This window comes from Nocardia sp. NPDC049190 (assembly GCF_040648115.1).
Taxonomy (GTDB): domain Bacteria; phylum Actinomycetota; class Actinomycetes; order Mycobacteriales; family Mycobacteriaceae; genus Nocardia.
In genome coordinates this window covers 127,231-154,117 of record NZ_JBEZDE010000012.1, presented here as the reverse complement: position 1 = coordinate 154,117, position 26,887 = coordinate 127,231, and the positions used below count along the sequence as shown (strand labels likewise).

Genomic DNA, 26,887 nt, shown 5'->3' with positions numbered 1-26,887 from the left:
CCGCGGCGACACAGTCGATTTCGCTACGCTATCGTCGGCGATCGACATCAGGAGGGTACATGTCGGAAGACCGCCCGGGCTTCGCCGGTTCCGATGATCGGCATTCCGGCTCTGGCGCAGCCCATCCGCTGCTCAGTGACGGTGCGCCACTGTCGGTTTCGCTGAGCGAGACCGATATACGGGTGATCGAGACCCTGCTCGCACCGCTGCGCGCGTGGACGAGCCCGCGGTTCTACGGTCTGGAGAACATTCCCGCCGACGGTCCGGTGTTATTGGTCGGCAACCACACTCTGATGGGCGGCATCGATGCCCCGCTGCTGTTGCCGGAGGTGCTGCGCCGGCGCGGCCGTCTGATCCGCGGCCTGGCCGAGAATGTACTGATCAACGTTCCCGTCCTGCGTCATGTCCTGCACTACTGCGGTGCGGTTCGGGGGACCCGGGGGAACTGTCTGGCCCTGCTCCGCCGCGGCGAGGCTGTCATGGTCTTTCCCGGCGGTGGTCGCGAGGCAGTGCGCCGAAAGAATGAGAAGTACCTGCTGAAATGGGAGGGCCGCAGCGGCTTTGCGCGGATGGCCATCGAGGCGAACGCCCCGATCGTCCCGGTCGCCATGATCGGCGTCGATGATGCCTACGACATCGTTCTCGACGGCGACCATCCGATCCTGCGCCCGCTGCGCTGGTCCGTCGAAGCTGTCGGCCTCCGTCGCGATCTCACCCCTCCGCTCCTCCGCGGGGTCGGCCCCACCCTCATTCCGCGCCCGGAGCGCTTCTACTTCGCGGCGGGCGCACTGATCGATCCGGCGCCGTGGCGTGCCGCCGAGGACATGCACGCGGCCGCCACGGAATTGCGCGACGTGGTGTACAAAGCGCTGCGGGAGGAGATGAACTTCCTGTTCGCCGCACGCGAGCGGGATCAAGGGCGCACCTTGGTCGGTCGGATACGTGGCCGGCTGAACATCTGACCGCTCCGGACGGCGTCAGCTCCGGCGGGGTCGGGTTCGATAGCCGGCCCGATGTCTGTACGGCTATCGGTAGCCGCGGTCAGATTTCCGTGCGCGTTTGCCGAAAATCTCGATCGGCGATCTGAAACTGCGCTGCCGGTCCAGGTGGGAGGCAGTTCGTGGCCTAAAAGTAAACCTAGATTCTGCTTCCGGGTACCGTATGTAGCAACGACGGTCGGTGTGGACCGGCTGGTGTGGTCACTAGGAGGTCGGTGTGGAGCGCACATTGTTCGAACCGGAACACGAGCTGTTTCGGGAGTCGTTCCGCAAGTTTCTCGCACAGCACGTCGCGCCGTACCACGCCACGTGGGAGGACCAGGGCATCGTCGACCGTGCGGTCTGGCTCGAGGCGGGCAAACAGGGCTTTCTCGGCATGGCCATGCCGGAGGAGTACGGCGGCGGCGGGGTGGAGGACTTTCGCTACAACGCCATCATCGTCGAAGAGTCGGTGCGTGGGCAGTACTCCGGGCTGGGCTTCGCGCTGCACAACGATGTGATCGCCCCCTATCTGATGGCCCTGGCCGACGAGGAGCAGAAGCAGCGCTGGCTGCCCGGCTTCTGCTCCGGCGAGATCATCACCGCGATCGCGATGACCGAACCGGGAACCGGTTCGGACCTACAGGGCATCAAGACCCGTGCGGTGCGCGACGGTGACGATTGGATTCTCAACGGCGCCAAGACCTTCATCACCAACGGCATCAATTCCGACCTCGTCATCGTGGTCGCGCAGACCGACCCGGACAAAGGCTCGATGGGCTTCAGCCTGCTCGTGGTCGAGCGCGGCATGCCCGGCTTCGAACGGGGCCGCAACCTGGACAAGCTCGGCCTGAAAGCACAGGACACCGCCGAGTTGCGCTTCACCGACGTCCGCGTGCCCGGCCGGAACCTGCTCGGTACCGAGGGCATGGGCTTCATTCACCTGATGCACAACTTGCCACAGGAGCGTTTGTCCATCGCCGTCATGGCGGCCGCGGCGATGGAATCGTGCCTGGACATGACCATCCGCTACGTCCGTGACCGCAAGGCGTTCGGCAAGCCGATCGGCGGCCTGCAGAACACCCGCTTCGTGCTCGCCGAATTGGCCACCAAGACCACCGCGGTGCGCCTCATGGTCGACACGTTCATCGAACTGCTCAACGAGGGCAAACTCACCGCGGAGGACGCTGCCATGGCCAAGTGGTGGAGCACCGAAGAGCAACTCGAGTTGATCAACCGCTGTCTGCAACTACACGGCGGCTACGGGTACATGAAGGAATACCCCATCGCCAAGGCCTACCTGGACGCCCGTGTGCAGACCATCTACGGCGGCACCACCGAGATCATGAAGGAGATCATCGGGCGCAGCCTGAAACTGTCCTGATCGCGGGCCCCTGCGACGAATGGCCGGGCAGGCGCAAGATTCCCGCGTGTATTCATTCGGGATTGATGGCCCCGCCGTGATATTTCACCGTGGGGCTCCACAGGAAGAAGCTATCGAGCCCGGCCGCATGGGTGGCGTCGACCTGTGCCCTGACCTCGGCGTCGTTATAAGGCACGCCGAGGCTGAAGTCCTGCAGCCAGGGCATGATCTGGCTACCGGTGCCCTCGGTGCGGGCGCGGAAGTCCTGCAGGGAACGGATGATGATGTCGTAGGGCTGGGCATTCGGGTTCGGCACGCCGTATTCACCGGAATGCCAATGCGAGGGATAGAGCATCGGCGCCACGACATCGACATTGCGCGCCATCGCCGGTATGTCCTGGGCGATCTGGTCGGGTCGGGTGGCGGCGATGCCGAAGACGGCGGCGCCGAGATGGGCGCCGGCGTCGTGCACAGGATCGCGACTCTGCCGTAGGAACTCGACGATCGATGCACTGGGAGTGTCGGTCAGGCCGGGAAAACGCATCCCCGAGAGGTCGCCGTCGGGGCGGCGGACGTAGTCGTACATGATTCCGTCGAAACCGAGCCGGGCGGCCTCGACCGCGAGGGCGATATTGTACTCGCGGATTTCTGGGTGGGCGAAATTGGTGAACGCGATCGGCCCGTATCCGCTGGAGTAGGGCTGTCCGGACGGATTCTGGGTAACCCAATCCTGGCGGCCGGTACGCCAGGCCCACGCGCCCATCGTCGGATCGCGGAACGCCACGATCCGACCCACGACCTTCAGACCGAGGTCGTGCAATCGTCGGATGGCTTCGCCGGCATCGTAGATGGCGCCGACCGCACCGGACTCCCGAGCCAGCACGACTTGCGAGTCGTACCCGACGATGCCGTCCTCATCCTTGATGTCGAGTTCGACGGTATTGATGCGCCCTTGGCGCGCCAACGCCAGCACGGCTTCCCGCATCGGGTCGTACGCCCATGCGTACGCGGTCATATGGACCGCCTTGGTTCGAGGCAGATCGACGCCGGCGGACACGATCCGGGTCGTCACATTGCCTGCCGCATCCACCGCGACCACATCGGCGCCCACCGGGGCGCGCGGCACCGTGATCTCGAACCTGCCGCTGGAGTCCGGGCGAACCGACTGGCCGCCGAGGGATACCTGTTCAGCGTCGATTGTGTTGCCACGCACTGTTACCGCCTCCTGGTAGGAGGTCGCGGTTCTCGGTTGCTCCAGGTCCAGTTTCGGCGGTTCGGTGTCCACGGTGAACGTCGCTGACGCCCCCACCGCCTTCCGGAAGAATCCGAGCGGGCCACCGGGCTGGATGACCGCAAGGAAGGCGTGTGTGCCGTCGCGCAGGCCGCGCGGCCGATACACGACAGTATCGCCATCGACCTCGCCATCGACCGGCGTGCCGTCCAGCGTCAGTCGCACGGTGTGCGGATCGTGGCCGCGAGCGTCCACTCGCAATTCCAGTGTGGCGAGAGCGGTCGTGCTGACCAGGTGTTGCGGAAGTCCGTGCAGCGGCAGCCCCGACGGTTGGGCGCGTCCGGCATTGATGATCATCGAGGAGATCAGGATGGCCAGGACCGCCCCGACTGCCATGATCGCCAACCGTCGTCGACCGACTGACCGAACTCGTATGAACAACGCGCACACCAACCTTCATCGTTGCCTTCGTGTGATCACTATCCGCGATGGGTGCGGTAGCTCAGCGGCGTTTTCGAAGATCGACCGGGAACTGTTGTCGCCGCGTAACATCCGGGCCATGATGCGGTACCCGGCATTCGCGATTCGGACCGCCGTGGCGATGCTGTGTGCGGCGCTCACCGCGTGTAATGGGCCGAATGCCAGTGCGCCCCAGGCGATTACAGAGACGTCGCTGCCGTCCACGCCGTCGATTTCGCCCAGCCCGGCCGAGATTGCCGCCAACGAACTGGGGCTCGTTCCGGTCCTGATGTACCACCAGCTTTCCTCGGATCCGGCCGGCGAGTACGACCAGACTCCGGAGGAGTTCCGTGTCGAACTGGATCGGCTGTACCGCGAGGGCTACCGCCCAGTGACGATGACGCAGTACCTCTCGGGTGTTATCGACCTGCCCGCCGGAACGCATGCGGTGCTGCTCACCTTCGACGACTCCACCACAAGCCAGCTCCGATTCACCGATGACGGTGCGGTAGCTCCCGACTGCGCGGTCGGGATCTTGCAGGAATTCGCCACCGGCCATCCTGGTTTCGCGCCCGTCGCAACTTTCTATGTCAACAACCAGCCGTTCGCCGGTGATGCTCGAGCCTTGCCGTGGCTGGTCGCGCATGGGAGCGAAATAGGCGCTCACACAGCCGACCACCGCAATCTCGCGAGCCTGGGTGCGGAGGCGGTGCAGCGCGAGATGGTGCAGAACCTGCGCGCGATCACCGCAGCCGTTCCCGGGATCACGGTGCGCACAATGGCATTGCCACTGGGTGTCTTTCCGACCGACCATGCCCTGGCCGCCAAGGGAACCTGGGACGGCACCTCCTACGTATTCGATGCCGTGCTGCTGGTCGGGGCGAACCCCGCGCCGGCACCGTACGGTCCGATCGATCCTGGCGCGGTGCCGCGCATCCGCTCCGGCCGCGCAGAGGTGCCCTTCGACTCCGCCTATTGGCTCGACCGGCTCGCCGCGGATCCCGATCACCGCTACACCTCCGATGGTGACCCGCAGCGAATCTCGTTTCCCCGCCACCTCGCGGGTGATCTGAATCCGCGCTGGGCCGGACGCGCCAACCCTTACTGACGACCTCGGTCGTTCCTATCGTTGTCGGCGGGGTTGTTGTTGATTGCGTCGGCTCGGTCGGCGCGTGGCTTCTTTTCGGACCTGGTCCATGCGGTCCTCTGGCACGAATCTGATGATGTCGTCGCGTGAGGTGATCATCAGCTTCTGCATGATCGAGGCCATGTGCGCGTCGACGGTCCGAACGGAGTTTTCGCGGCGCGTGGCGATCGCGCTGTTGGTCCACCTGGCCGCAGCCAATGTGGCGACTTCCTGCTCGGCGCCGGTCAACTGACGCCAGACCGACCGAGCGCCCACACCGACGAGGCGATCCCCCGAGCGCTTGTCTATCGACAGCGTGCCCATCGCGAACCGTTGCACTTCGTCCAGTTCGGGACGAAGCAGCGCCCCTTGGGTTTCGGCTGCCGCGAATGCCTCGGGCCCGATTACTCCGCGGGCGATGGCGAGGGCCTCGGCGCTTTTCATCGCAAAAGGCCCACTGTGGATGTCGACGCCGACCCTGGCTCGTAACGTCGAGGCTCCGCCGGCCAGCTGAGCGGCTTCGGTGGCGAGTGCGACCAGGCCATCGCGGTCGGCGCTTCCGGCCTCGATCGAATCGGTGATGATTCGGGCCAGGGACCATATCCGAAATTGGAGCGTCCACAGCGCACTCCACTGATCCCGGGTGCGGAGTTGGTGTGCCAGTGCGGTGCGTCCGACATCCATCGCTTCGCCGGGGTCGCCGTGATTGGTCAGGGTGATCGCCAAAGCCAAGTCCGCCCACGTTTTCGCCAACGACGGGCCGGAAGCGCCGGCGTCGTCCAGACAGCGCGCGGCAAGTTCATGAGCTTCTTGCGATGTTCCGAGCATTCCCGCGGCCATCGCCGCGAATGTCTCGGTCGTGACCGCGGCGCCGAGATCGCCGGCGCGAAGTAACTTGTCGCGCGCCCGAGTCAGGACCGTGATCGCTCCGACGTCGCCATGTTCAACCAGGAGTACCAGGCCCAAGGCGAGTTCGACGTAGGCGGGCAGGCCGATATCGGTGTCGGCGAGTTGTCGCCGGTTCGGTCTGTCGTCCAGGTCCGGCAGGCTGGCTCGGAGGCACTCCTCGAGCAGTCGCTCGGCATCGTCGGGCAGGCCCTGGCTCAGCGCGATGAATACCGTCCACGCCATGGCCTGGATTTGGAGTTCGGTGGGTTGCGGGTCCAGCGAGCGGGTCGCCGCCAGGGCGCGTTCGGTCCATCGTCGGGTTTCGCGGAACGATCCGCGGAAGAACGGCAAGCGCAGCGCCATCAGCCCGACGCAGATCTCCAACCCGAGGGTGGCCTCACCTGGAGTGGTGATGCTTCCCTCGATGGCGGTCAGCGTGTTGTCCCATGCTGCTCGAGCCCAGTCCAGATAGTCCTGTTCTGCGGGGCCGACCCAGTTGGCCGCCGCATACACGATTTTGTCACGGTAATACCGGTGATGCCGCTCGGCCAGCCGCGCCGGTTCATCGATCTCAGCGGTCGAGCGTTCTCGAAGTCGTTGCGCAGCGAACAGCCGAAGGCTTTCCAACAGGAAATAACGCGTAGTGGTCGAAGTGATGCGCACCGACACCAACGATTGATCGATCAGTCGCTCGAGCAGATTTTCGATCTCCGCTCGAGCCAGCACGACACCGACATCGGCGTCGTCCGCGGGAATCGTCTTGTGATCGTCTTTCGGGTCGTCGCAGCAGACGACCTCGATCGCCTCCAAATCGGCTCCCACATCAACCGCGGAATCGCCATCGTCGTCTTCGGGGTTCGCATCATATCCGGCGGCGAACACCGACATGCGGTCCAAAAGCAGCCGCTCTTTGTCCCGACACAGGTCATAGGACCACGCGATGACATCAACCACCCCCCGATGACGCGGATCGGCTCCCGCGCGTGGTCCATGCGACCACCGCATTCGCCTGTCATCGTCTTCCGCGCCACTCAACTCGTGAAGCAGTACCGCCAACGGTTGGCGAACCAACCGCGCAGCGGCCAACCGGACATACAACGGGTGATGGTGGATGTGCCGACAAATTTTCCCGGCCATGGCAATCTGATCAGGATCGACGACGGGATGTCCGGTGAGTTCGGATCGCTCGCGAAACAGATTCAAGGCCTGTTGCCGGGACAACGGGGGAACCTCGATCAGTTGCTCGTCAACCCACTTGATTGCCTCACGACTGGTCGCCAAAATGCTCAACCGGGGCACCGCCTCGAGTAACCGGGCGATCACGTCACCGGCACTGTCGAGCACATGCTCGCAGTTGTCCACGACCAATACACTCTGCACAGCCCGTCCCACCGCGTCCGTCTCGGTCAGCGTATCGACCAGCGTCGCCCAGGCCGATCTCCCGGAATAGTCCTTGTCGACCACCGACTGGGCCATCTCCTCCTCGACCGCCATGACGTCGGAACCTTTCGCCAGCCGCGCCAACCGCACCCAGTGCACCGAGACATGCCTGGTCTTGTGATAGCGGCGGACAGCCTCGGCGGCGAGTCGGGTCTTCCCGATCCCGCCCGGACCGATCAACGTGACCAACGGCACGGAACCCAGCAATAAGGTGACGATTTTGTCCAGCTCCGGCTTACGGCCGACGAAATTACCGACCGCCGCCGCACCGGCAGCTCGCTCCCGCTGTGTCACCGACATGATGGTTCACTTTATTCCCCTTGCTGCCGGACCAACAGCCCGGCTCTTTGCCTGGAAGACCAGATGCCCAACCGCGTGCTCCCTGCGTTGTGGCATGGTTTCGCGGGACCTGAAGGGGAGCGAGAACCTGATTGCGTGAATTCAGCCGTTCATGTGCCGCCATTCCATATCGTCCCGGTAAAGCAATGTCGGGTAGCCGATGACGTCGATCTTGCCGGCGGGCCGGGCGACCCGTGGGTGTTGATGGCGTCCGAGACGCGCCTCGCATCGATCGTCACCCTCAGTCGCGATATTCTCCCGCGGAAAGGCGTTCGGGCGGCGGAACCCATTGATGACGATTTCAGGCCTGAGAAATCTGCTCGGTCATCGAGACGAGCGCGCTCGTCCCGCATCTCAATTGTCGTGTCGAACACGGGTTCCGCGGATCGCAGCGCGACCGGGAGGCGGGAGGCGATAGCCGAGCCGCGAGGATGTGACGCCGTTCCCGAAGCTGATTCTCTCTGGGCGACAGGCGATCTGATTGCACTGCGAGATCCGGCCCAGAAGGCGCCCGTCGCTCGTCTCCGGTGATCTCTTCGCGCGGTCTCCGCGGTTCGCCGGTCCTCCGTGCCTGGAGCTCGCAATCGTTGTGACCGAGATCTCCTTTGTCGCAACAGAATACGGCGGAGTGTGCCACACGACGTATGCAGCGGCAGGGGCCACGACCGGCCGCCGCTGTCTCCGGCGGCGTCGTTGTTTCGGGCGCAACGGTCCGCCGTCGCCGCAGCGGGCGATGACGAACACGAGGTAAACACCAGTGGTCGTAGCCGGGACGGGCCGTATAAATATTCCGGCCGCATCGCACCGCGTTGTTCACTGTGTGGTCGGTAGTCGTTAACGAGATCGGGTTAGTGTGTGAAAGCGTTTCCGGGGACTGTTGATCAGCCCTGAGTGTTGCCTATCCGATGCTCATCCCGTCCCGCTGTGCCTCGGCGTGTGCCGGGAGGAAAACGAATCAGGACGTGGCTGTGAAAAACTGGAAACCTGAACGTTGGGATCCGGTCCGATGGCAAGCGCGCATTATTGCGCGAGGGTGGCACCAGTGGATTGCAGTGTCGCGTCTGCGCCGCTGGACCGGATATATTATTTCGACTTCTTTCGTGCTGTTCGTCTTCCCGGGTGTCCTGGGCGCAGTGGCGGTTGCCGAGACCGGCACCAGGACGGCCGGATCGTCGAGTAGCAGTGCGCTCGGCTGGATGCGCATCGCGGATTCGTCAGGTGTGCAACTTTCAAGCTATATTTTCGCGACCGACCGTGGCGGGGTGTTGAATCCGGGAAACACTGTCACTTCGTCCATCCTGGGTCTGGAGTTCGCGGGCTGGAAAATCATTGTGACCACCGCGATCTGGTTGATCGGTTACGCGTTGAGCTTTCGGTGGCTGGATATGTTCTCCAGTGCGCTGACCGGTATGGCACACACTCTGACCGGGCAGATCGCGACGCCGATCATGTTGGTGACCGCGGCGGCGATCGGTTCGTTCTTCGTCGCCTGGTTCGTCGCTCGAGGCTTCTACGCCAAGGCGACCACCCAGGTGGTGACGATGGTGGCGGTCGCGGTGCTCGGGCCGCTGTTCCTTGCCGAACCGTTGGCGGACGTGTTGTCGTCGCACGGATTGCTGATACAGGGACGCGATCTCGGTATCTCGGTGGCGGCGGGGTTGGACGGAAACGACAGCGCGGATCCCTCCGGCATGGTGGCGACCATGCAGAATACGCTGGCCGACAACCTCGCCAGGCGCCCGCTGCAGGTATGGAACTTCGGACATGTCATCGACGGCAAACCGGCATGTCGGGCAGCGTGGACGGCGGGTATCAACGCCGGCAGTGAGGGGCGGGTCAGGAGCGGTCTACGTGCATGCGGGGACAGCGTCGCCGGCGAATCCATAGATAATCCCAGCTACGAGCAGGTGGGCACCGGCCTGTTGCTGCTGATATTGGGAACGGTGCTACTCGCTTTCGCGGCGATACTGGCCATCAAGGTCATCAAGGCGGCCTTGGACACGATCTATCACGGACTGATGTCGATCTTCGGGTTCGCCGCGGGTGGTTTCGTTTACGGGCCGACACAGACCTTTCTGGTGCGAAATATGGTGGACTCGGTCATCGCGGCCGCGCGGATGACGGCCTTCACCGTTTTTCTCGGCATCTATGTTCTGCTCCTGGGAGATCTCTTCCGTCTGGCCGGTGACCAGGTGATGGCGGTGTTCATCGTCGGCGGGATCGTGGAAGTCATTGCGATCCTTCAGCTCAAGCGACTCAGCCGCAGTCTGGACCGCGGGAACGAATGGCTCGCCAATCGGTTCGCCCTGGTTATCCAGGGCGCCGGCAATGCGCGGGGTTCGAGTGGTGGGACCGCGCTGGGGATGGGGGCGATCGGGGCGAAGCAATCGTTCCCCGGCGCATCGGTGCTGGCCGGGCTTGCTGCCGTCAGCACCGTCAGCAATTCACCGGCGACCGAATGGCTCTTGGGTGGGACACGCTCGCCGCTGCGGCCTTTCGCCAGAACCGAGCGAGCGTCCCAGGTGGCACAGTGGGGACTGTGGGGCCGGCCGGGCTTCGGTGGATCCGACGGTCATTACGCGCAGTCGTATATGAATCGGTTGATGTTCGGTAACGCCGCGCGTCGGGCGGCCCGGGCGGCCGGCGGCGTCAACACCGTGCGAGGCGCGGCAGCGGCACTGCAGGGCATGGAGGACGTCGGTGGGAAAGTGTCCGATGCGTGGGGCGCCCTCACCGCGGCTGGATTCACCGACGAGACGGTCATGTTCAACGCGATTCGCTCCTGGGGGATCGTCGATGCGAACAGCGACGACTGGACGCTCGCCGACAAACACCTCGGCCATGTGGTCGCCGCGGTGCAACGCGCCCAGGACTCGTCACTTCGCCTCCTTCGAGGAGAGGGTGAGTCCGAGGAAGCCGCCGCGGATCTGGCAACGTTGCAGGCGGCGGCGTTCCGCTATCGACGCGCCAACCCCGGTGGCGTCACCCTGGACGGCGGGGCCGCAACGGGGCCGCAACGGAGGTTCGTCAGCGACTACATGGACTCGCCCACGCAGGCGAAGATCAAGCAACTCCAGCAATTGTCGAATGGCGATCTCACAGTGGCCACCGGCATGCTGGCGAATATCGACCAAGCCGACGCGGGACGCATGATGCAGTGGATCGGAAACGAGCACGCGAAGCGCGTCCTGGAGCAGGTCGACACTGTCCTGACCGATCCGGCCGATGGCGAACTGCTCCGCAACGCCCGGCGCGTGATCGTAGCCGCGACCGACACCGATCAATGGGCGGCCGGCGCTGCCAGAACACCGTGGAACTCGCTGGCGCCGCCGGGAATCAACAACTCGGCGCTGCCCGGCTGGAATTCGGCGCTGCGCGAAGTCGGCAGTCTGTTGAACTGAGTCGGTCGAGGCGGCATCCCACGGCGCACGACTTCGCGCTGGAGGCCCGGCGGCCAACAGCCGTCAATATTCCCACCAGGCGGGCACCCAACGAAACACGTCGCCGCGGACCGCCACCCGGCCGACGGACGGGAACGGTAGGTGAGTGGCCACCAGCGGCTCGCCGGTCGCCGCCAGCTCGCGCAAAAGACCGACCCGGACGCGGGCCGCCGCCTCGGGGTCGTGTTCGAAGCCGTTGTACCAGTCGGGGTGGTCGAACCCGACCGGGAACACGGCATCACCGGCGAACGTCAGTCGGTCCCCGCCGGACGCCAGGCGGACCACGCTGTGCCCGGGGGTGTGCCCGCCGGTGCGCGAGACGACCACCCCCGGCGCCACCTCGTACTCCGCCTCGAACGGCCGTAGCTGGCTGCGGTAGTCGTCCAAGAACCGCAAGGCGACCGATCGAAGCACGTCGGGCACCCGCGGCGGCATAGAGGTGCGGGAGAAATCCGGTGACGTCCAGAACTCGGCCTCGGTGGCGGCCAGGTGGACACGCAGGTCCGGACGTAGCCGCCCCCTCAGCCCGTCGGCGAGCAACCCGCCGATGTGGTCCATATGTATATGGGTAAGCACTACATCGGTCACGGACGCGGGATCGATGCCGGCGGCCTCCAGTCGCATGGCCAACCGCCCGGCCCGCGGGAAGTCCGGGTACTCCACCCCTAGCCCGGCGTCGATGAGTACGGTCCGGCCGCCGCTACGCACCACGACCACATTCAGCGGCCATTCGAGCATGTCCCGCGGCAGAAACATGTCGTCGAGCCAGGCCACCCGGACAGCCGGGTCGGCATTGGTGGCCAACGTCGCGGCTGGCAGCGATAGCACCCCATCGCTGATCACCAGCACGTCGATTTCGCCGACCCGCAGCGCGTAGCGCGACGGAACCAACTCCTCGGGTCCCGGTGCACCGGGGTGTGCGGTGTTGTCCGAGCTCACGTTTGTCGCTCCTGATCAGGTGGTGGGGATCGGGGTCGGCGGCCTGATGTGGCCGCCGATCTGGTTATCGGTACCGACACCGTTGGGCGAAGCCTGATTTCTCCCGGCGTTGGACATCTCGAGACAGAGCGGCAGCGGTCGAAGTGAATCCCTATGGGATGACGGGATTTCGTTGCTCGAGTCGACCGTGAGATAGACCGCATGACAGGTTTTCCCGAGCGTCGAGCTCGTCGAGTGAACAAGATCGTGCAGGTCAGCGTTGTCGAGATCAAGTTCTGCCAGGAGTTCGTGCGCCAGTATTGCCGAGTCGACCGTGTTCGTCACGCCCGGCGCCCGGCGAGTCACCGATGTTGTGTTCGGCGTATCCGTCCTCGGGCAGCGACGAGCGGTGCGCGCTGCTCGAGGACGGATACGCCCGCTCCGGCGCACCACAGCGCGGCGACGTGAAACATCCCCGCCGCCTGATCCTGGCCGCGAGCTGGCCACAGCCCACTACGAGTGGGCCGTGGGCAGAGTGACGACGAAGCAGGCGCCGCCGTTGATGCCGTCGGTCGCGCGGATGTCGCCCGCGTGCCGTTGCACGACGTCTCGGACGATGGCGAGGCCGAGCCCCGCGCCGCCGTCGTCGCGACTGCGGGCGTCGTCGAGCCGGACGAACCGCTGGAAGATCCGATCCCGGTCGGCGTCGGGCACCCCCGGTCCGTCGTCGGCGACGGTCAGCACCGCCTTGTCGCCGAGGGTGTGTTCCAGGCCGACTCGAATGGTGGTGGCGGCGTGCCGTTGGGCGTTGTCGACCAGGTTGCCCAGTACCCGGGCCAGCTGGGTTCGGCTGCCGGTGACTACGACCGCGTCATCCGGTAGCGCGGTGTCGACCGCGATCCGGTCGCCGGCACGGTGCGACAGCTCGTCGCCGACCAGGGTGACCAGGTCGACGCGATCCGAGCGCGGTTGCTCGCCCGCATCGAGCCGAGCCAGCAGCAGCAGGTCGGCCGCGAGGTGCTCCAGTCGTATGGTGTCCCCGATCAACCCGTCGAGTTCGAGCAGTTGCGGGTGGGCTTGGGCGACCTCGAGTTGGGTGCGCAGGCTGGCGATGGGACTGCGGAGTTCGTGTGCGGCGTCGGCGATGAAGCGGCGCTGGCGTTCCGCGGATGCCTCCAAAGCGGCGAGCGTGGCGTTGGTGGTGGTCGCCAGCCTGGCAATTTCGTCGCGTGCGGCGGGTTCCGGGACGCGCCGGGACAGATCGCCGTCCATGATTTCGGCGAGTTCGGACCGGATCGCCTCCACCGGACGCAGGGCGCGCCGGGTGACCAGCCAGGTCACCGCGCCGACCACGACGAGCAGTGGTGGCAGGCCGATCAGCATGGCCTGTCGCGCGTCCGCCACGGCACTGTCGGCGGTCTCCAGGGAGGCGCCGGCGTAGACCGTGGCAGGCTGCCCGTTCGGCGTGGTCGCCGCGAGGGCGGCCACCCGGTACGGCTGGGGTCCGTCGCTGTCGACCGTCAGCAGCACGTCGCCGAAGGTGGCCTCGTCGGTGGCTGCCGACGCGGAGGCGGGACCATTGGCTGTCTCGGCGTCCTCGGCGTCCTCGGCGTCCTCGGCGTCGTCCTGGTCTTCCTCATCGTCTTCATCGTCTTCGTCGTCCCCGCTGGGCTCGTCCTCGTCGTCCTCCTGGGACTTCGAGTGCGGGCCGAAATCCGCCATGGGGGGTTTCCCGCGCACGCCGTCGCCGGCCGCGAGGACTCGCCGGTCGACCGAAACGACCTGCACGGGCTGGCTGTCGTCGTCGGGAAGCGTCAATCGGGCAGGGTCGGCGCCGGCGGCGAGCTTGGTCGCCACCTCGCGCGCCGTCGTCTCTGCTTGCAGACTCGCACTGTCGACCAGGTTGTGCCGCAACACCGCCAGCACGGCCAGCCCGGCGGCGGTCAGCGCCACCGCGACCACCGCCGTCGCCGCCAGGGTGGTGCGCGCCCGCACCGATCGCCACCAGAACAAGCGCCTACGACGCGGTCGGTCAGCCACGGTCAGCCGCCAGCCGGTAGCCCGCGCCGCGAACGGTGGTGATGGATCGGCGCCCGAACGGAGCGTCGATCTTGCGTCGCAGCGTACTGATGTACACCTCGACGATGTTCGGATCCCCGTCGTAGGCGAAGTCCCAGACATGGTGCAGGATATCGGCTTTCGACACGACCTCGCCGGCGCGCACGGCAAGGTGCTCGAGAACGGCGAATTCCTTCGCGGTCAGCGTCACCTCCTGCGTGCCGCGGCGGCAAGTGTGCGTGTTCGGATCGACGAGCAGGTCGCCGATCCGCAGAACCTGTGCGCCGCCGCGAGTTCGGCGGCGAAGCAGGGCCCGGATGCGGGCGAGCAGCACCACATAGGAGAATGGTTTGCTCAGGTAGTCATCGGCTCCGGTGTCCAAGCCTTCGGCCTCGTCGTATTCGCCGTCCTTGGCGGTCAACATCAGCACCGGTGTCTCGTGGCCTTCCTCGCGCAGCGTGGCACACACGCGGTAGCCGTTCATGCCGGGCAGCATGATGTCGAGAATGATCAGGTCGTATTCGGTGGTAGTGGCACGGTGCAGCCCCTCGGCGCCGTCGTGGACGACGTCCACGGCAAAACCCTCGGCGGACAACCCCTTTGCGAGGGCGAGAGCAAGGCGCTTCTCGTCCTCCACGATCAGCAGACGCATCCACCTAGCGTGGCAGACCGTTGCTGAAACGGGCTTCAGCCGGGTTCAGCTCTGCTTCAGCTTCGCCTTGCCGCAGTGGTGACCGATCCCAGAGCAGCACTCCCGCAGGAGGTTTCACCATGACTACCGTTCTCCGCCGCGCATTCGCCGGTCTTCGTTGGGTGATTGTCGGCGCTACCGCCGCTGTTGTCGTCGCCGGCGGGAGCCTCGCCCTCGCCGCCTTCGCGACCGGCGGCAATTACTGGAACACGGTCTCTTTCGAGCCGTCCGAATCGAACTGGTCGCTCGTCGCGAACTCGACCGTCACCCGGCAGCAGGCCATCGACACAGCGGTCGACGCTGTGCCGGGCGGCCGGGTGACGTCCGCCGAGATCGACAAGGAAGCCGGCACCGCGGTGTGGGAGGTCGAGCTCACCAGCCCCGATGGTGTGGAGCACGAAGTGATCATCGACGCGAGCAGCGGCAAGGTGCTCTCCACTGTCAACCACGACTGATCACCCCGCGCGGGTCGGTAGGCCCCCAACCGATCCGACAGCATTGTCGAGCCGCCGTGCGGCCGAGACCACCGCAGGAGGTCATCGGCTACTCGAGACCCTGGACTCCGGTCGGTGACGGGACTGTCACCGACCGGAGTCTCCGGTTTGCCGTGTCGTAGCTGATTTCGCACTCATGTGCTCCGCGCGGGGGTAGCCTCAAAGAGTCCGCTCGAGGAATCGGGGCTGCGATGCACGAAATGGCTATCACCCAGAGCGTCATCGAGGCAGTGTGCGAGCACGCCGCGGGACGGCAGGTGCGTTCGGTCACCGTCGAGGTCGGCGCGCTGTGCGCGGTGGTGCCCGAGGCGATGCGCTTCTGCTTCGATCTGGTCGCCGAGACGACGGTGGCGGCGGGGGCGGAGCTGATCCTGGTGGAGATTCCGGGCGTCGCGGCGTGCCGGACCTGTGACGCCGAATTCCGTCTTGCCGATCCGATCCTGCTCTGTCCCTGCGGTAGCGCCGACGTGGAGATCCGGTCCGGGCGCGAGCTTCGTATCCGATCGATGGAGGTGAGCGAGACATGTGCGCAACCTGTGGATGTGGCGACAACGCCGCAGCGGTGATTCGCGTCCCGCACGACCGGCGCCATGAGGACGGCCACGACCACTCGTCCGGGCACGACCATGGTCACCACGACCACGACCACGCGCACGGCCCCGGCGCCGACCATGTCCATCTGCCCGCCACCGAGACGGTCAACTTGGAGTTGAAGGTCCTGGCCAAAAACGACGAACTGGCGCAGCGCAACCGCGCCTGGCTGGCCGATCGCGACATTCTCGCATTCAATATGACCAGTTCGCCGGGCGCGGGCAAGACGACGCTGCTGGAGCGGACCATCCGTGAACTCGGCGAGACGCCGATCGCGGTGATCGAGGGTGACCAGGAGACGCAGCTGGATGCCGAGCGGATCCAGGCGACCGGCTGCCGCGTCGTCCAGGTCAATACCGGCGCGGGATGCCACCTCGATGCCGAGATGATGTCGCACGCGCTGGAGACCCTCGATCCGGCGCCGGGCACGCTGCTGTTCGTCGAGAACGTCGGCAATCTGGTCTGCCCGGCGCTGTTCGATCTCGGCGAGCAGGACAAGGTCGTGGTCATCTCGGTGACCGAGGGGACCGACAAGCCACTGAAATACCCCCACATGTTCCAGGCGGCCGGCCTGGTGCTCGTGAACAAGATTGATCTGCTGCCCTACGTCGATTTCGACCTGGACAGATGTCGTGCCTACGCCGCCTCGGTACACCCCGGTATCGAGGTCATCCCGCTCTCGGCGACCACCGGAGAAGGGTTGTCGCGCTGGTACGACTGGCTCGCGGCGAAGCGCCGCGCAGCCAGATCGGCGGCTCTTGAGGAAGCCGCCGGGCGGGCCTAATATGACGTGACCAGGATCACAATCTTGGGCGGCCGTCTTCGAGAAAGGGGAGATCGGCTCCCGGTGGTCCACTGCGGAAGGTGGCAGTCAGATGCCCACTCGAGAAGCAGTACAAGCCGAAGACACACTGATCCACGTTCTCTGGATCAATGCAGGACTCAGCTGTGACGGTGACTCGGTCGCCTTGACCGCGGCCACCCAGCCGAGCATCGAAGAAATCGCTCTCGGCGCTCTTCCCGGTCTACCGAAAATCGCGGTGCACTGGCCGCTCATCGACTTCGAGTGCGGCCCGAACGGTGGCGCCGACGACTTTCTGGAGTGGTTCTTCAAGGCCGACCGTGGCGAACTCGATCCGTTCGTCCTGGTGGTGGAGGGGTCTATCCCGAACGAGCAACTCCACGAGGACGGCTACTGGTGCGGGTTCGGCAATAATCCTGCGACCGGCCAGCCCATGACGACCAGCCAGTGGCTGGACCGTCTCGCGCCGAAGGCGACCGCCATCGTGGCAGCCGGCACCTGCGCGACCTACGGCGGCATCCACGCGATGGCGGGTAACCCGACCGGAGCGATGGGTGTGCCGGATTATCTCGGCTGGGAGTGGAAGAGCAAGGCGGGAATTCCGATCGTCTGCGTTCCCGGCTGCCCGATCCAGCCGGACAATCTGTCGGAGACGCTCACCTATCTGCTCTATATGGCGACCGGACAGGCGCCGATGATCCCGCTCGACGAAGCGCTCCGGCCCAAGTGGCTGTTCGGCGCGACCGTGCACGAGGGTTGCGACCGCGCGGGTTACTACGAGCAAGGGGAATTCGCCACCGAGTACGGCTCGCCGACCTGCATTGTGAAGCTGGGATGTTGGGGCCCGGTGGTCAAGTGCAACGTGCCCAAGCGTGGGTGGATCAACGGCGTCGGCGGCTGCCCGAACGTCGGCGGCATCTGCATCGGATGCACCATGCCGGGTTTCCCGGACAAGTTCATGCCGTTCATGGACGAACCGCCCGGCGGAAAGCTCTCGTCCACCGCGTCCGGGCTCTACGGATCGGTGATCCGCAGCCTTCGGCACATCACCGGCCGCACGGTCGACAAGGAGCCGCACTGGCGGCACAAAGGTCAGAAGCTCGACACCGGCGCGACTCGAACCTGGTAGGAGGATCTCCGATGACACAGATCATCCCCGAGCCGTCGCACCGAACGATCGATCCGGACCGTCTTGTCGAGATGGCCTGGGACCCGATCACTCGCATCGTCGGCAGCCTCGGCATCTACACCAAGATCGACTTCGAGAACCGGGAAGTGGTCGAATGCCACAGCACGTCGTCCATCTTCCGCGGCTACTCGATCTTCATGCGTGGCAAGGATCCGCGGGACGCGCACTTCATCACCAGCCGCATCTGCGGCATCTGCGGTGACAACCACGCGACCTGTTCGTGCTACTGCCAGAACATGGCCTACGGGGTGAAACCGCCGCATCTCGGCGAGTGGATCGTCAATCTGGGCGAGGCCGCCGAGTACATGTTCGACCACAACATCTTCCAGGAGAACCTGGTCGGCGTGGACTTCTGCGAGAAGATGGTCGCCGAGACCAATCCCGGTGTGCTGGCCAAGGCGGAGAACACCGACGCGCCGCACGCCGGTGACCACGGCTACCGCAAGATCGCCGACATCATGCGCGCGCTCAACCCGTTCACCGGCGAGTTCTACCGGGAGGCGCTGCAGGTCAGCCGCTATACCCGGGAGATGTTCTGCCTGATGGAAGGCAGGCACGTGCACCCGTCGACGCTCTACCCCGGTGGCGTCGGCACCGTCGCGACGATTCAGCTGATGACCGACTACACGTCCCGGCTGATGCGCTACGTCGAGTTCATGAAGAAGGTCGTGCCGATGCACGACGACCTGTTCGACTTCTTCTACGAGGCGTTGCCCGGTTACGACCAGGTCGGCCTGCGGCGTACGCTGCTGGGTTGCTGGGGCTCGTTCCAAGACCCCGAGTTCTGCAACTTCTCCTACAAGGATATGGAGGACTGGGGCCGCAAGATGTTCGTCACCCCGGGTGTCGTGGTGGACGGCAAGCTGCTCACCACGTCCCTGGTCGACATCAACCTCGGCATCCGAATCCACCTGGGCAGTTCGTATTACGAGGACTGGACCGACCAGGAGATGTTCGTCTCGAACGATCCGCTCGGCAACCCGGTGGACCGGCGCCACCCGTGGAACCAGCACACCAATCCCCGGCCGCAGAAGCGCGATCTCGAGGACAAGTACAGCTGGGTGATGTCGCCGCGCTGGTTCGACGGCACGAACCACCTCGCCCTGGACACCGGTGGCGGCCCGCTGGCGCGGCTGTGGTCGACGGCGTTGGCCAATGTGGTCGACATCGGCTATGTGAAATCGACCGGGAACAGCGTGCAGATCAACCTGCCCAAGACCGCGCTGAAAGGTCCGGTCACTTTGGAATGGAAGATCCCCGCGTACGGCAGCAACACCATCGAACGCAACCGGGCCCGCACCTACTTCCAGGCATACGCGGCGGCGTGCGCGTTGCACTTCGCAGAGAAGGCCCTCGCGGAGATCCGGGCCGGCCACACCAAGACCTGGGAAAAATTCGAGGTGCCGGATGAGGGCATCGGCTGCGGCTTCACCGAGGCGGTGCGCGGCGTGCTGTCCCACCACATGGTGATCCGGGACGGGAAGATCGCGAATTACCACCCCTACCCGCCGACGCCGTGGAACGCCAGCCCGCGCGACAGCTATGGCACGCCGGGTCCGTACGAGGACGCGGTGCAGGGCCAGCCGATCTTCGAGGAGAACAACCGCGACAACTTCAAAGGCATCGACATCATGCGCACCGTGCGCAGCTTCGATCCCTGCCTGCCCTGCGGCGTGCACATGTACCTCGGCAACGGGCAGACGTTGGAGAAGCTGCACTCCCCGACACAGACGCTGACCGGGGAGTGAGTCCATCGGGCGAAGCGACGGGAGGTGACGGTGGACGATCCACGCAACGATCACGATGACGCGACGACCGACGACCGTTGGCGCGAGGCAGGTGATCGGATCGAGACCCTGCTGGAGGCGACTGCGGCCGGTGGCACCTCGGCCCGTGAGCGTGCCGAACGGTTGGTGCGCGAGGTCGCCGAACTCTACGGAGCGGGCCTGACTCGGATAGTCCGGGTGCTGGACCCGGCGGCGATCGAGCGGCTGACCCGTGACGATCTGGTCGCGAGTCTGCTGCTGGTGCATGGGCTGCATCCACACGACGTGCACACCAGGGTGCGCACGGCGCTGGATAGCGTGCGCCCGTACCTCGGGTCGCACGGCGGCGATGTCAGCTTGGTCGACATCGTCGACGGCGTGGTGCGTCTGGAGCTGGCGGGCAGCTGCCGCAGTTGCCCGTCGTCGTCGGTGACACTGGAGCTGGCGGTCGAGGACGCGGTGCGGGCGGCGGCGCCGGAGATCGAGTCCATCGAAGTCGTTGCCGCGCAGGCGGAGCCGACGGGGCTGATCGCTTCCGACTCGCTGTTCTCCCATGTGCACGCGGATCACCAACAATCCGGCAGCTGGATCGCGGCCCCCGAACTGGGCGAGTTGGACCCCGGCGAGGTGGGCGGGTACGCGATCGGCGGGCTTACGGTGCTGGCCTGTCGGGTGGGTGACACGGTGTTCGCCTACCGAGACCACTGCCCGGCGTGCGATAACTCACTCGCCGGCGCCGTGCTGCATCGCCGCCTCGGCTTCGCGGTCGGCGACGCGGTCCTGCGCTGTCCGACCTGCGGCGCGCACTTCGACGTCGTGCACGCCGGTGCGCGGGTGGATGGCGACGGACACCTCGAGCCGCTTCCGGTGCTCGTGCGCTCCGGCGAACTGTCGGTGGCGGTGCCGGTGGGGGTGCATGGGTGAACACACCGTTTCAGGTCCTGCAACGCATCACCGCGGACCGCCCACCCGCGCCGCGGGTGGGTGATCGGTGTGAGATGTGCGCCGAGCCGATCGCCGACGAGCATCAGCATGTCGTGAATGTCGAAGGCAGACAACTGATGTGTGTCTGCCGTAGCTGTTATCTGCTGTTCGTCGACCAGCAGGCCGCCCTGCGTTATCGGGCGGTGCCGGATCGGTATCTCGCGTTTCCCGGATTCACGATCAGTCAAGGGGAGTGGGACGCGTTGGAGATCCCGGTGGGCCTCGCGTTCTTCTTCCGCAACTCCATGCTGGACCGGACCGTCGCGTTCTATCCGGGGCCGGCGGGCGCAACCGAATCGGAACTCCCGCTGGCGGAGTGGAATTCGATTCTGGCTCGGCACCCCGAACTGGACGTGCTCGCCGCCGACGTCGAGGCGTTGCTGATCCGGGTGCCCGAACGTGGGACCGCGGCGGCCAGCTGTCTGCTGCTGCCGATCGACACGTGCTATGAGTTCGTCGGCCGGATGCGGATGCTGTGGCGCGGCTTCGACGGAGGGCAGGACGTGCGGCACTACCTGGACGAGTTCTTCGATACCGTGTCGGCCCGCGCTCGACCGGGTGGTGCGGCATGAGCCCGGTCTATTCGACAACATTCGCCGTGCTGGGAATGAAGCCGGAGCCGTACGCCGTTGCGCCGATCTTGTCCGCCCGGGTCGGTATCGCCGCGCTCGTGGAGGAACCCGTGCACGCGATCGCGCTGCGCGCGCAGGTGCGCATAGAGCCGTTCCGGCGCGGCTACTCGGAAGAGGAGAGCGCGGGATTGGTCGACCTGTTCGGTCCGCGCGAGCGTTGGCGCGACACGCAGCGATCATTCCTCTGGATGCACTGCGCCACGATGGTTCCCGGCTTCACCGGCGGCGCCGAGGTGGACCTGCCGATGCCGTGTACGTATGACTTCGAGGTAACCGGGTCGAAGTATCTGCACGCGCTGCGCGAGGGCACGGTGCCGCTGCTGTTCCTGTTCAGTGGCACGGTCTTCATCAAGGGCAGCACTGGATTCGCGATCCAGCAGATTCCCTGGGACCGTGACGACCGGTTCGACATGCCGGTCTCGGTCTGGCACGACCTCATGGCGGCCCACTTCCCGAATACCGGCTGGCTACGCCTGCACCGCGACACTCTCGGCGCGCTTGCCACCTACAAGGCCGGGCACGGCCTGCTCGGGTTCGACGAGACGGTGCACAAGCTGCTGGCCGCTTCGGCGGAGCTACCATGACCGCCGCCGATCCCCGAGTCAGGGCTCGCGCTGTCGCCGACGCGGTGCTCTACGAGGGCTATCTGCTCTATCCCTATCGGGCGAACTCGCGCAAGAACCAGTCGCGCTGGCAGTTCGGTGTGTTGGGACCGGATGGGGCCGCGGCGACCGGGCTCGGTGAGGAGTCCTCGATATCGGCGCAGTGTCTGATCGATCCCGGCGCGGACCCCGTGCTCACCATGACTATCCGGTTTCTCCAGCTACAACGGAGGCAGGTGGTGGACGGCGCAGGCACTCCAGTCTCGGAACTGAGCCTCGGCGCGCAGTCGTGGTTGTCCTGGGACGAGGCGGTCGCGCAAGAACTCGTCGTCGGCCCGCTGACGCCGGCAGCCCTCACCCGGCCACTGCAGGTGCCGGGTGGAACCGACACCGACGAGATCACCGACTCGTCAGGGCGGGCGGTAGGGGCATTCGTCCGGACCAGGCTGCCGCTCGCCGGCGAACTCGAGCTGGCGGTCGACCACGACGGCCGGTATCGCCGGCTCACGGTGACGGTCCGCAACGTGGGCCCGGCCGCGACCGACAAACAGGACGCCATCGCCCGCTCACTGATCGGCGCGCATGTCATCGCGGACATCGTCGACGGGCAGTTCGTCTCGCTGCTCGAACCACCGCCCGACGCAACGGCCGCGGCGCAACGCTGTACTCGGCACCGCTGCTTTCCCGTGCTCGCCGGACCGCCTGGCGATGACAGCGTGCTGCTGATCTCGCCGATCATCCTCTACGACCACCCGGAAATAGCCGAGCAGAGCGAGGGACCGTTGTTCGACTCCACCGAGATCGACGAGATCCTCACCCTGCGCGTGATGACGATGACCGACGAGGAGAAGGCACAGGCGCGCGCGACCGATCCGCGCGCCGCCGAGATCATCGACCGCTGCGACAGCATGACGCCCGAGGCGATGCGGCAACTGCACGGCGTCCTGCGTGACCCGCATCTCGACCGGCCGCAACTGATTCCGGAGATACCGGACGGCATAGATTGGTGGGACCCGTTGGCCGACAACGCCGTTCGTCCCGATTCCGATGCGGTGGCGGTCGGGGGCGTGCTGGTGCGCAAGGGCAGCCGGGTCCGGTTGCGTCCGTCCCGGCGGGCCGACGCCCAGGATCTGTTCTTCGACGGCAAGCCCGCCCGGGTCATCTCGGTACACGAAGACGTGGACGGACAGGCGCACGTCGGGGTCGTGCTGGATGACGACCCCGCGGCCGATCTGCACGAGTGGTATGGCCGCTACCTCTATTTCGCGCCCGACGAACTGGAACCACTCGACAGCCCCGAGAAGTGAAAGGAAGTCCGCTATGGAAACGGTGGGAGTGATCTCGACGGCCGTTGTGGCCGTGCTGGCGGTGTCCGGTCTGTACCTCGGCTTGCGTTCGATACCGGATATCCGGCGCTACCTGAAGATCCGACACATGTAGCGGTCGACCGGAAGGGAATCACCATGGGTAACCAACGAGAAGAGCCCCAAGCCGCACGCGGCGAGCCAGGGTCGCGCGACACCGGCTCGGACACCGTATCCGGCGGCCCGAGCGGTCGCGAACCGGGCGATATCGAACACGAAGAGACGACCTCCGCGCACGGCACCGACGATGAACGCCGGACGGAGTTCACTACGACGCCCTCCTCCGGCGCCGGGTCACCGACCCCGCCGTACGAGGGACGCAAACAGACCGCGAACGATCCGAGCGAGACGGCGACCGGCAAGGTCGACGACGCAGATGTCGGCGGTGCGACGGCGCCGACCGACGGGGAGGGGTGAGCCGACGGCCAGGGTGCTGATCGCCGGGATCGGCAACATATTCCTCGGCGACGACGGATTCGGACCCGAGGTGGTGCGGCGGCTGCCGCACCACCCCGACCTCGACGTGCGCGTGGTGGACTACGGCATTCGCGGTATGCACCTCGCCTACGACCTGCTCGATGCCTGGGACGCGCTGGTGCTGATCGACGCGCTGCCCGATCGTGACGCGCCGGGCACCGTCGAGGTATTCCGCGCCGTCCCCGAGGATGCCGACACCGCGCAACTCGACGCGCACGCCATGACCCCGGCTGCCGTGTTCGCGGGGGTGCGGGCACTGGGCGGCGCGCTGCCGCCGACCGTCGTCGTCGGCTGCCAGGTCGCCTCGGTGGCGGAGGGGATCGGCCTGTCCGGGCCCGTCGCCGCCGCGGTGGACGCCGCGGTGGACGCCGTCGGCCGTGTGCTCGCCGACCTGGTGTCGGTCGATGGTCGGCCCGGAGCGACTGCGCAGGTCGGCGCGGCCCCCGACTGCGAGACGCCGCCGTCACCGGCCACGGTGCGACAGGAGGAATGACCGATGTGTCTTGGCATCCCGGGACGAGTGGTGGACATTCCAGACGGCTACCACGGCCAGATCGCGCTCGTCGACGTGTCCGGCGAGCGGCGAAAGGTCAATATCGGCCTCCTCGACGACGACCCGGCGCAGCCGGGGGACTGGGTGATCATCCACATGGGCTTCGTCGTGGAGAAAACCGATGAGGCGGGCGCCGCGGCGGCACTGGACGGCCTGCGTCTGCTGCAGCGCGGAGACCAGCCATGACCGTCGAGCGGTTGCGCCGCCGCTTGCTCGTGCGTGGCGTGGTGCAGGGAGTCGGATTCCGGCCGTTCGTCTACACCACCGCCGCTGAACTGGCGCTGTCCGGCAGCGTGGGCAATGACAGCAGCGGCGTGATCATCGAAATCGAAGGCGCGCGAGCGGCTCTGGACGCCTTCGCGGAGCGGCTACGCCGGCGGCCGCCGTCACTGGCGGTAGTCGAATCGGTCGACCAGACAGATATTCCGGTGCGCGGCGGTACCGGATTCCACATTGCCGACACCACCCACGACGGCGGTGGACGCACGCTTGCCTCACCCGATGTCGCGCTCTGCGTGGACTGCGAGCGTGAACTACGCGATCCGGCCGATCGCCGCTACCGCCACCCGTTCGTCAACTGCACCAATTGCGGCCCGCGGTTCACCATCATCGCGAGCTTGCCCTACGACCGAGAACGGACTTCGATGGCGGACTTCGCGATGTGCGAGCGCTGCGCTCGCGAATACGCGGACCCGGCCGACCGCCGTTTTCACGCCCAGCCGATCGCTTGCCCTGATTGCGGCCCGACGCTGGCGTATTCGGGGCCCGGCTCCGGCGATCCGCTGTCCGCCGCGCGAGAGCTGCTGCGCGCGGGCGGAATTCTCGCGGTCAAAGGTATCGGTGGCTATCACCTCGCGTGCGACGCCGGCAACGAGGCGGCGGTGGCCGAGCTGCGCAGGCGTAAACGCCGCGGCGACAAGCCCTTCGCGGTCATGGCTCCCGATCTGGCCACGGCTCGAACCATCGTCGCGGTGGACGATGCCGCCGCCGCGCTGCTGACCGGCCCGGCGCGGCCGATCGTGCTGCTTCCCCGCCGGTCGGCGCCCGCGGGAGTCCGTCGGGCCGACGACGATCCGGCGGCCTCCGGGTACGCTGCCGAATCCGTGGCGCCAGGCAATCCGGACCTGGGCGTACTGCTCGCTTACACCCCGCTACACCTGTTGCTGTTCGGCCTAGCCGGTGATCCGCCTGGTCCACGGGTATTGGTGATGACATCGGGCAATCTCGGCGGCGAGCCGATTTGTTATGCGGACGGCGACGCGCGCACTCGACTCGCCGGGTTGGCCGACGGGTGGCTGTCGCACAACCGGCGGATCCTGGTGCCCTGCGATGACTCGGTGGTGCGGGTACTCGACGGCCACGAGCTGCCCGTTCGTCGTTCGCGCGGTTACGCGCCGCTGCCGCTCGCGCTGCCGGTCGCGGTGGCGCCGACGCTCGCGGTCGGCGCCGATCTGAAGAACACCTGCGCCGTGGCCGACGGCCGCTACGCCTGGCTGAGCCAGCACATCGGCGATATGGACGACCTGGCCACGCTGCGGTCCTTCGATGCCGCGCAGCGGCATCTGGAAGAGCTCACCGGGGTGCGCCCGGTGCAGTTGGTCGCCGACGCGCATCCGGGATACCGCTCCGCCGCATGGGCGCGCAGGCACGCGGGCGAGCGCGCGGTGTACACCGTGCAGCACCACCACGCGCATATCGCCGCCGTGATGGGCGAACACGGACTCGCCGCCACCGACCAGGTCGTCGGCATCGCCTTCGACGGCACCGGATTCGGTCCGGACGGCGCGGTGTGGGGCGGCGAGGTCCTGCTGGCCGGCTACAAGGGGTACCGGAGGCTGGCCCACCTGAAATACGTGCCGCTTGCCGGGGGAGATCTCGCGGTCCACCGGCCCTACCGTATGGCGTTGGCGCATTTGTGGGCGGCCGGCCTCGACTGGACCGAGGAGATTCCCGCGGTCGCGGCCTGCCCGGCCGAGGAAAGGCGGGTGCTGGCTCACCAATTCGAGACCGGGCTGGGCTGCGCACCCACCTCCAGCATGGGGAGGTTGTTCGACGCGGTCTCCTCGGTGATCGGGGTGCGGCACGTGGTGGACTACGAAGCCCAGGCGGCGATCGAGTTGGAAGGGCTGTCCCGCGGCGCGGTCGCGGGCGCGACCGACTATCGGTTTTCCTACGGCGCGGGCGATCCCGCCGTGCTCGATGCCGGGCCCGTAGTCGCGGCCGTATCAGCCGATGTCCGCCGCGGCGTGCCCGCCGCCGTGGTCGGCGCGCGGTTTCATGCGGCAGTCGCCCGGCTGGTGCTCGACTTGGCGCTGCGCTACGCCGCGCCTGCGACCGCCGTCGCGCTGTCCGGCGGCGTCTTCCAGAACGCCCTGCTGCTCACGCGGTCGTGTGCGCTGCTGCGAGACAACGGATTCACCGTGATCAGCCATCGCCGAGTGCCGCCCAACGACGGCGGCCTCGCGTTCGGCCAACTCCTCGCGTGCGGCGCGGGATGAGGGAA

At 66.3% G+C, this 26,887-nt stretch carries 23 protein-coding genes; 17 read left to right on the top strand and 6 right to left on the bottom strand.

From position 1 onward, the window contains the following. Positions 1 to 59 precede the first annotated feature (59 nt). Together AB0B25_RS13720 and AB0B25_RS13715 are read left to right on the top strand one after the other, a co-directional pair. Positions 60 to 962, top strand: coding sequence for a lysophospholipid acyltransferase family protein (locus AB0B25_RS13720; protein WP_357178131.1), 903 nt, complete (start codon positions 60 to 62; stop codon positions 960 to 962). 253 nt (positions 963 to 1,215) lie between these two features. After that, the gene (locus AB0B25_RS13715) at positions 1,216 to 2,361 is read left to right on the top strand and encodes an acyl-CoA dehydrogenase family protein (protein ID WP_357178128.1); all 1,146 of its coding nucleotides are present in this window, start codon (positions 1,216 to 1,218) and stop codon (positions 2,359 to 2,361) included. Positions 2,362 to 2,413: 52 nt separating this feature from the next. On the opposite strand, the gene AB0B25_RS13710 is transcribed toward AB0B25_RS13715, so the two are convergent. Next, the gene (locus AB0B25_RS13710; protein ID WP_357178125.1) at positions 2,414 to 3,967 is read right to left on the bottom strand and encodes a putative glycoside hydrolase; all 1,554 of its coding nucleotides are present in this window, start codon (positions 3,965 to 3,967) and stop codon (positions 2,414 to 2,416) included. A 163-nt stretch (positions 3,968 to 4,130) separates the two neighbouring features. Between AB0B25_RS13710 and AB0B25_RS13705 the strand changes: the two genes are divergently transcribed. Beyond that, positions 4,131 to 5,138, top strand: coding sequence for a polysaccharide deacetylase family protein (locus tag AB0B25_RS13705; RefSeq protein WP_357178122.1), 1,008 nt, complete (start codon positions 4,131 to 4,133; stop codon positions 5,136 to 5,138). 15 nt (positions 5,139 to 5,153) lie between these two features. Here the strand turns inward: AB0B25_RS13705 and AB0B25_RS13700 are convergent, their stop codons facing one another. Beyond that, positions 5,154 to 7,784 (bottom strand): AAA family ATPase, encoded by a 2,631-nt coding sequence (locus AB0B25_RS13700; protein WP_357178119.1) that lies wholly within the window; start codon positions 7,782 to 7,784, stop codon positions 5,154 to 5,156. Positions 7,785 to 8,923: 1,139 nt separating this feature from the next. On the opposite strand from AB0B25_RS13700, the gene AB0B25_RS13695 reads away from it, so the two are divergent. After that, a complete protein-coding gene (locus AB0B25_RS13695; RefSeq protein WP_357178116.1) occupies positions 8,924 to 11,224 on the top strand; it encodes a hypothetical protein in 2,301 nt (766 codons plus the stop codon). A gap of 63 nt (positions 11,225 to 11,287) precedes the next feature. On the opposite strand, the gene AB0B25_RS13690 is transcribed toward AB0B25_RS13695, so the two are convergent. From AB0B25_RS13690 to AB0B25_RS13675, 4 genes are all read right to left on the bottom strand, one after another. Then, positions 11,288 to 12,202 carry an MBL fold metallo-hydrolase gene (locus tag AB0B25_RS13690; RefSeq protein ID WP_357178113.1) on the bottom strand — a complete coding sequence of 305 codons (915 nt, stop codon included), beginning with the start codon at positions 12,200 to 12,202 and terminating at the stop codon, positions 11,288 to 11,290. Between the two features lie 15 nt (positions 12,203 to 12,217). Then, entirely contained in the window at positions 12,218 to 12,526 is a 309-nt protein-coding gene (locus AB0B25_RS13685) for a hypothetical protein (RefSeq protein WP_357178110.1), read from the bottom strand. 168 nt (positions 12,527 to 12,694) lie between these two features. Continuing rightward, on the bottom strand, positions 12,695 to 14,176 hold the full coding sequence (locus AB0B25_RS13680; protein ID WP_357178107.1) for a HAMP domain-containing sensor histidine kinase: 1,482 nt from the start codon (positions 14,174 to 14,176) through the stop codon (positions 12,695 to 12,697). A 37-nt stretch (positions 14,177 to 14,213) separates the two neighbouring features. Further along, positions 14,214 to 14,891 carry a response regulator transcription factor gene (locus AB0B25_RS13675; RefSeq protein WP_357178104.1) on the bottom strand — a complete coding sequence of 226 codons (678 nt, stop codon included), beginning with the start codon at positions 14,889 to 14,891 and terminating at the stop codon, positions 14,214 to 14,216. A gap of 119 nt (positions 14,892 to 15,010) precedes the next feature. Between AB0B25_RS13675 and AB0B25_RS13670 the strand changes: the two genes are divergently transcribed. The 13 genes from AB0B25_RS13670 (at position 15,011) to hypF (ending at position 26,882) form a co-directional block, all read left to right on the top strand. Beyond that, positions 15,011 to 15,385 (top strand): PepSY domain-containing protein, encoded by a 375-nt coding sequence (locus AB0B25_RS13670; protein ID WP_357178102.1) that lies wholly within the window; start codon positions 15,011 to 15,013, stop codon positions 15,383 to 15,385. Positions 15,386 to 15,615: 230 nt separating this feature from the next. Next, on the top strand, positions 15,616 to 15,990 hold the full coding sequence (hypA, locus tag AB0B25_RS13665; RefSeq protein WP_357178099.1) for a hydrogenase maturation nickel metallochaperone HypA: 375 nt from the start codon (positions 15,616 to 15,618) through the stop codon (positions 15,988 to 15,990). Next, positions 15,948 to 16,799 carry a hydrogenase nickel incorporation protein HypB gene (gene hypB / locus AB0B25_RS13660; protein ID WP_357178096.1) on the top strand — a complete coding sequence of 284 codons (852 nt, stop codon included), beginning with the start codon at positions 15,948 to 15,950 and terminating at the stop codon, positions 16,797 to 16,799. The genes hypA and hypB overlap by 43 nt, the downstream gene beginning before the upstream one ends. Before the next feature lie 91 nt (positions 16,800 to 16,890). After that, positions 16,891 to 17,946 carry a hydrogenase expression protein HypE gene (locus AB0B25_RS13655; RefSeq protein ID WP_357178093.1) on the top strand — a complete coding sequence of 352 codons (1,056 nt, stop codon included), beginning with the start codon at positions 16,891 to 16,893 and terminating at the stop codon, positions 17,944 to 17,946. Positions 17,947 to 17,957: 11 nt separating this feature from the next. Then, positions 17,958 to 19,754 carry a nickel-dependent hydrogenase large subunit gene (locus AB0B25_RS13650; protein WP_357178090.1) on the top strand — a complete coding sequence of 599 codons (1,797 nt, stop codon included), beginning with the start codon at positions 17,958 to 17,960 and terminating at the stop codon, positions 19,752 to 19,754. Between the two features lie 30 nt (positions 19,755 to 19,784). Then, positions 19,785 to 20,696: a NifU family protein gene (locus AB0B25_RS13645; RefSeq protein ID WP_357178087.1), complete on the top strand. Its 912-nt coding sequence runs from the start codon at positions 19,785 to 19,787 to the stop codon at positions 20,694 to 20,696. Next, positions 20,693 to 21,328: a DUF5947 family protein gene (locus AB0B25_RS13640; protein ID WP_357178084.1), complete on the top strand. Its 636-nt coding sequence runs from the start codon at positions 20,693 to 20,695 to the stop codon at positions 21,326 to 21,328. Before AB0B25_RS13645 ends, AB0B25_RS13640 begins: the two co-directional genes overlap by 4 nt. After that, positions 21,325 to 21,972 carry a DUF6084 family protein gene (locus AB0B25_RS13635; RefSeq protein ID WP_357178081.1) on the top strand — a complete coding sequence of 216 codons (648 nt, stop codon included), beginning with the start codon at positions 21,325 to 21,327 and terminating at the stop codon, positions 21,970 to 21,972. Before AB0B25_RS13640 ends, AB0B25_RS13635 begins: the two co-directional genes overlap by 4 nt. Continuing rightward, positions 21,969 to 23,297: a hypothetical protein gene (locus AB0B25_RS13630; protein ID WP_357178078.1), complete on the top strand. Its 1,329-nt coding sequence runs from the start codon at positions 21,969 to 21,971 to the stop codon at positions 23,295 to 23,297. The genes AB0B25_RS13635 and AB0B25_RS13630 overlap by 4 nt, the downstream gene beginning before the upstream one ends. A gap of 156 nt (positions 23,298 to 23,453) precedes the next feature. Then, positions 23,454 to 23,771, top strand: a complete 318-nt coding sequence (locus AB0B25_RS13625) for a hypothetical protein (protein WP_357178075.1) — start codon at positions 23,454 to 23,456, stop codon at positions 23,769 to 23,771. Continuing rightward, positions 23,731 to 24,324, top strand: a complete 594-nt coding sequence (locus AB0B25_RS13620) for a hydrogenase maturation protease (protein ID WP_357178072.1) — start codon at positions 23,731 to 23,733, stop codon at positions 24,322 to 24,324. The genes AB0B25_RS13625 and AB0B25_RS13620 overlap by 41 nt, the downstream gene beginning before the upstream one ends. Before the next feature lie 3 nt (positions 24,325 to 24,327). Beyond that, on the top strand, positions 24,328 to 24,570 hold the full coding sequence (locus AB0B25_RS13615) for a HypC/HybG/HupF family hydrogenase formation chaperone (protein ID WP_357178070.1): 243 nt from the start codon (positions 24,328 to 24,330) through the stop codon (positions 24,568 to 24,570). Next, the gene (gene hypF, locus AB0B25_RS13610; RefSeq protein WP_357178067.1) at positions 24,567 to 26,882 is read left to right on the top strand and encodes a carbamoyltransferase HypF; all 2,316 of its coding nucleotides are present in this window, start codon (positions 24,567 to 24,569) and stop codon (positions 26,880 to 26,882) included. The genes AB0B25_RS13615 and hypF overlap by 4 nt, the downstream gene beginning before the upstream one ends. Positions 26,883 to 26,887: the final 5 nt, after the last annotated feature.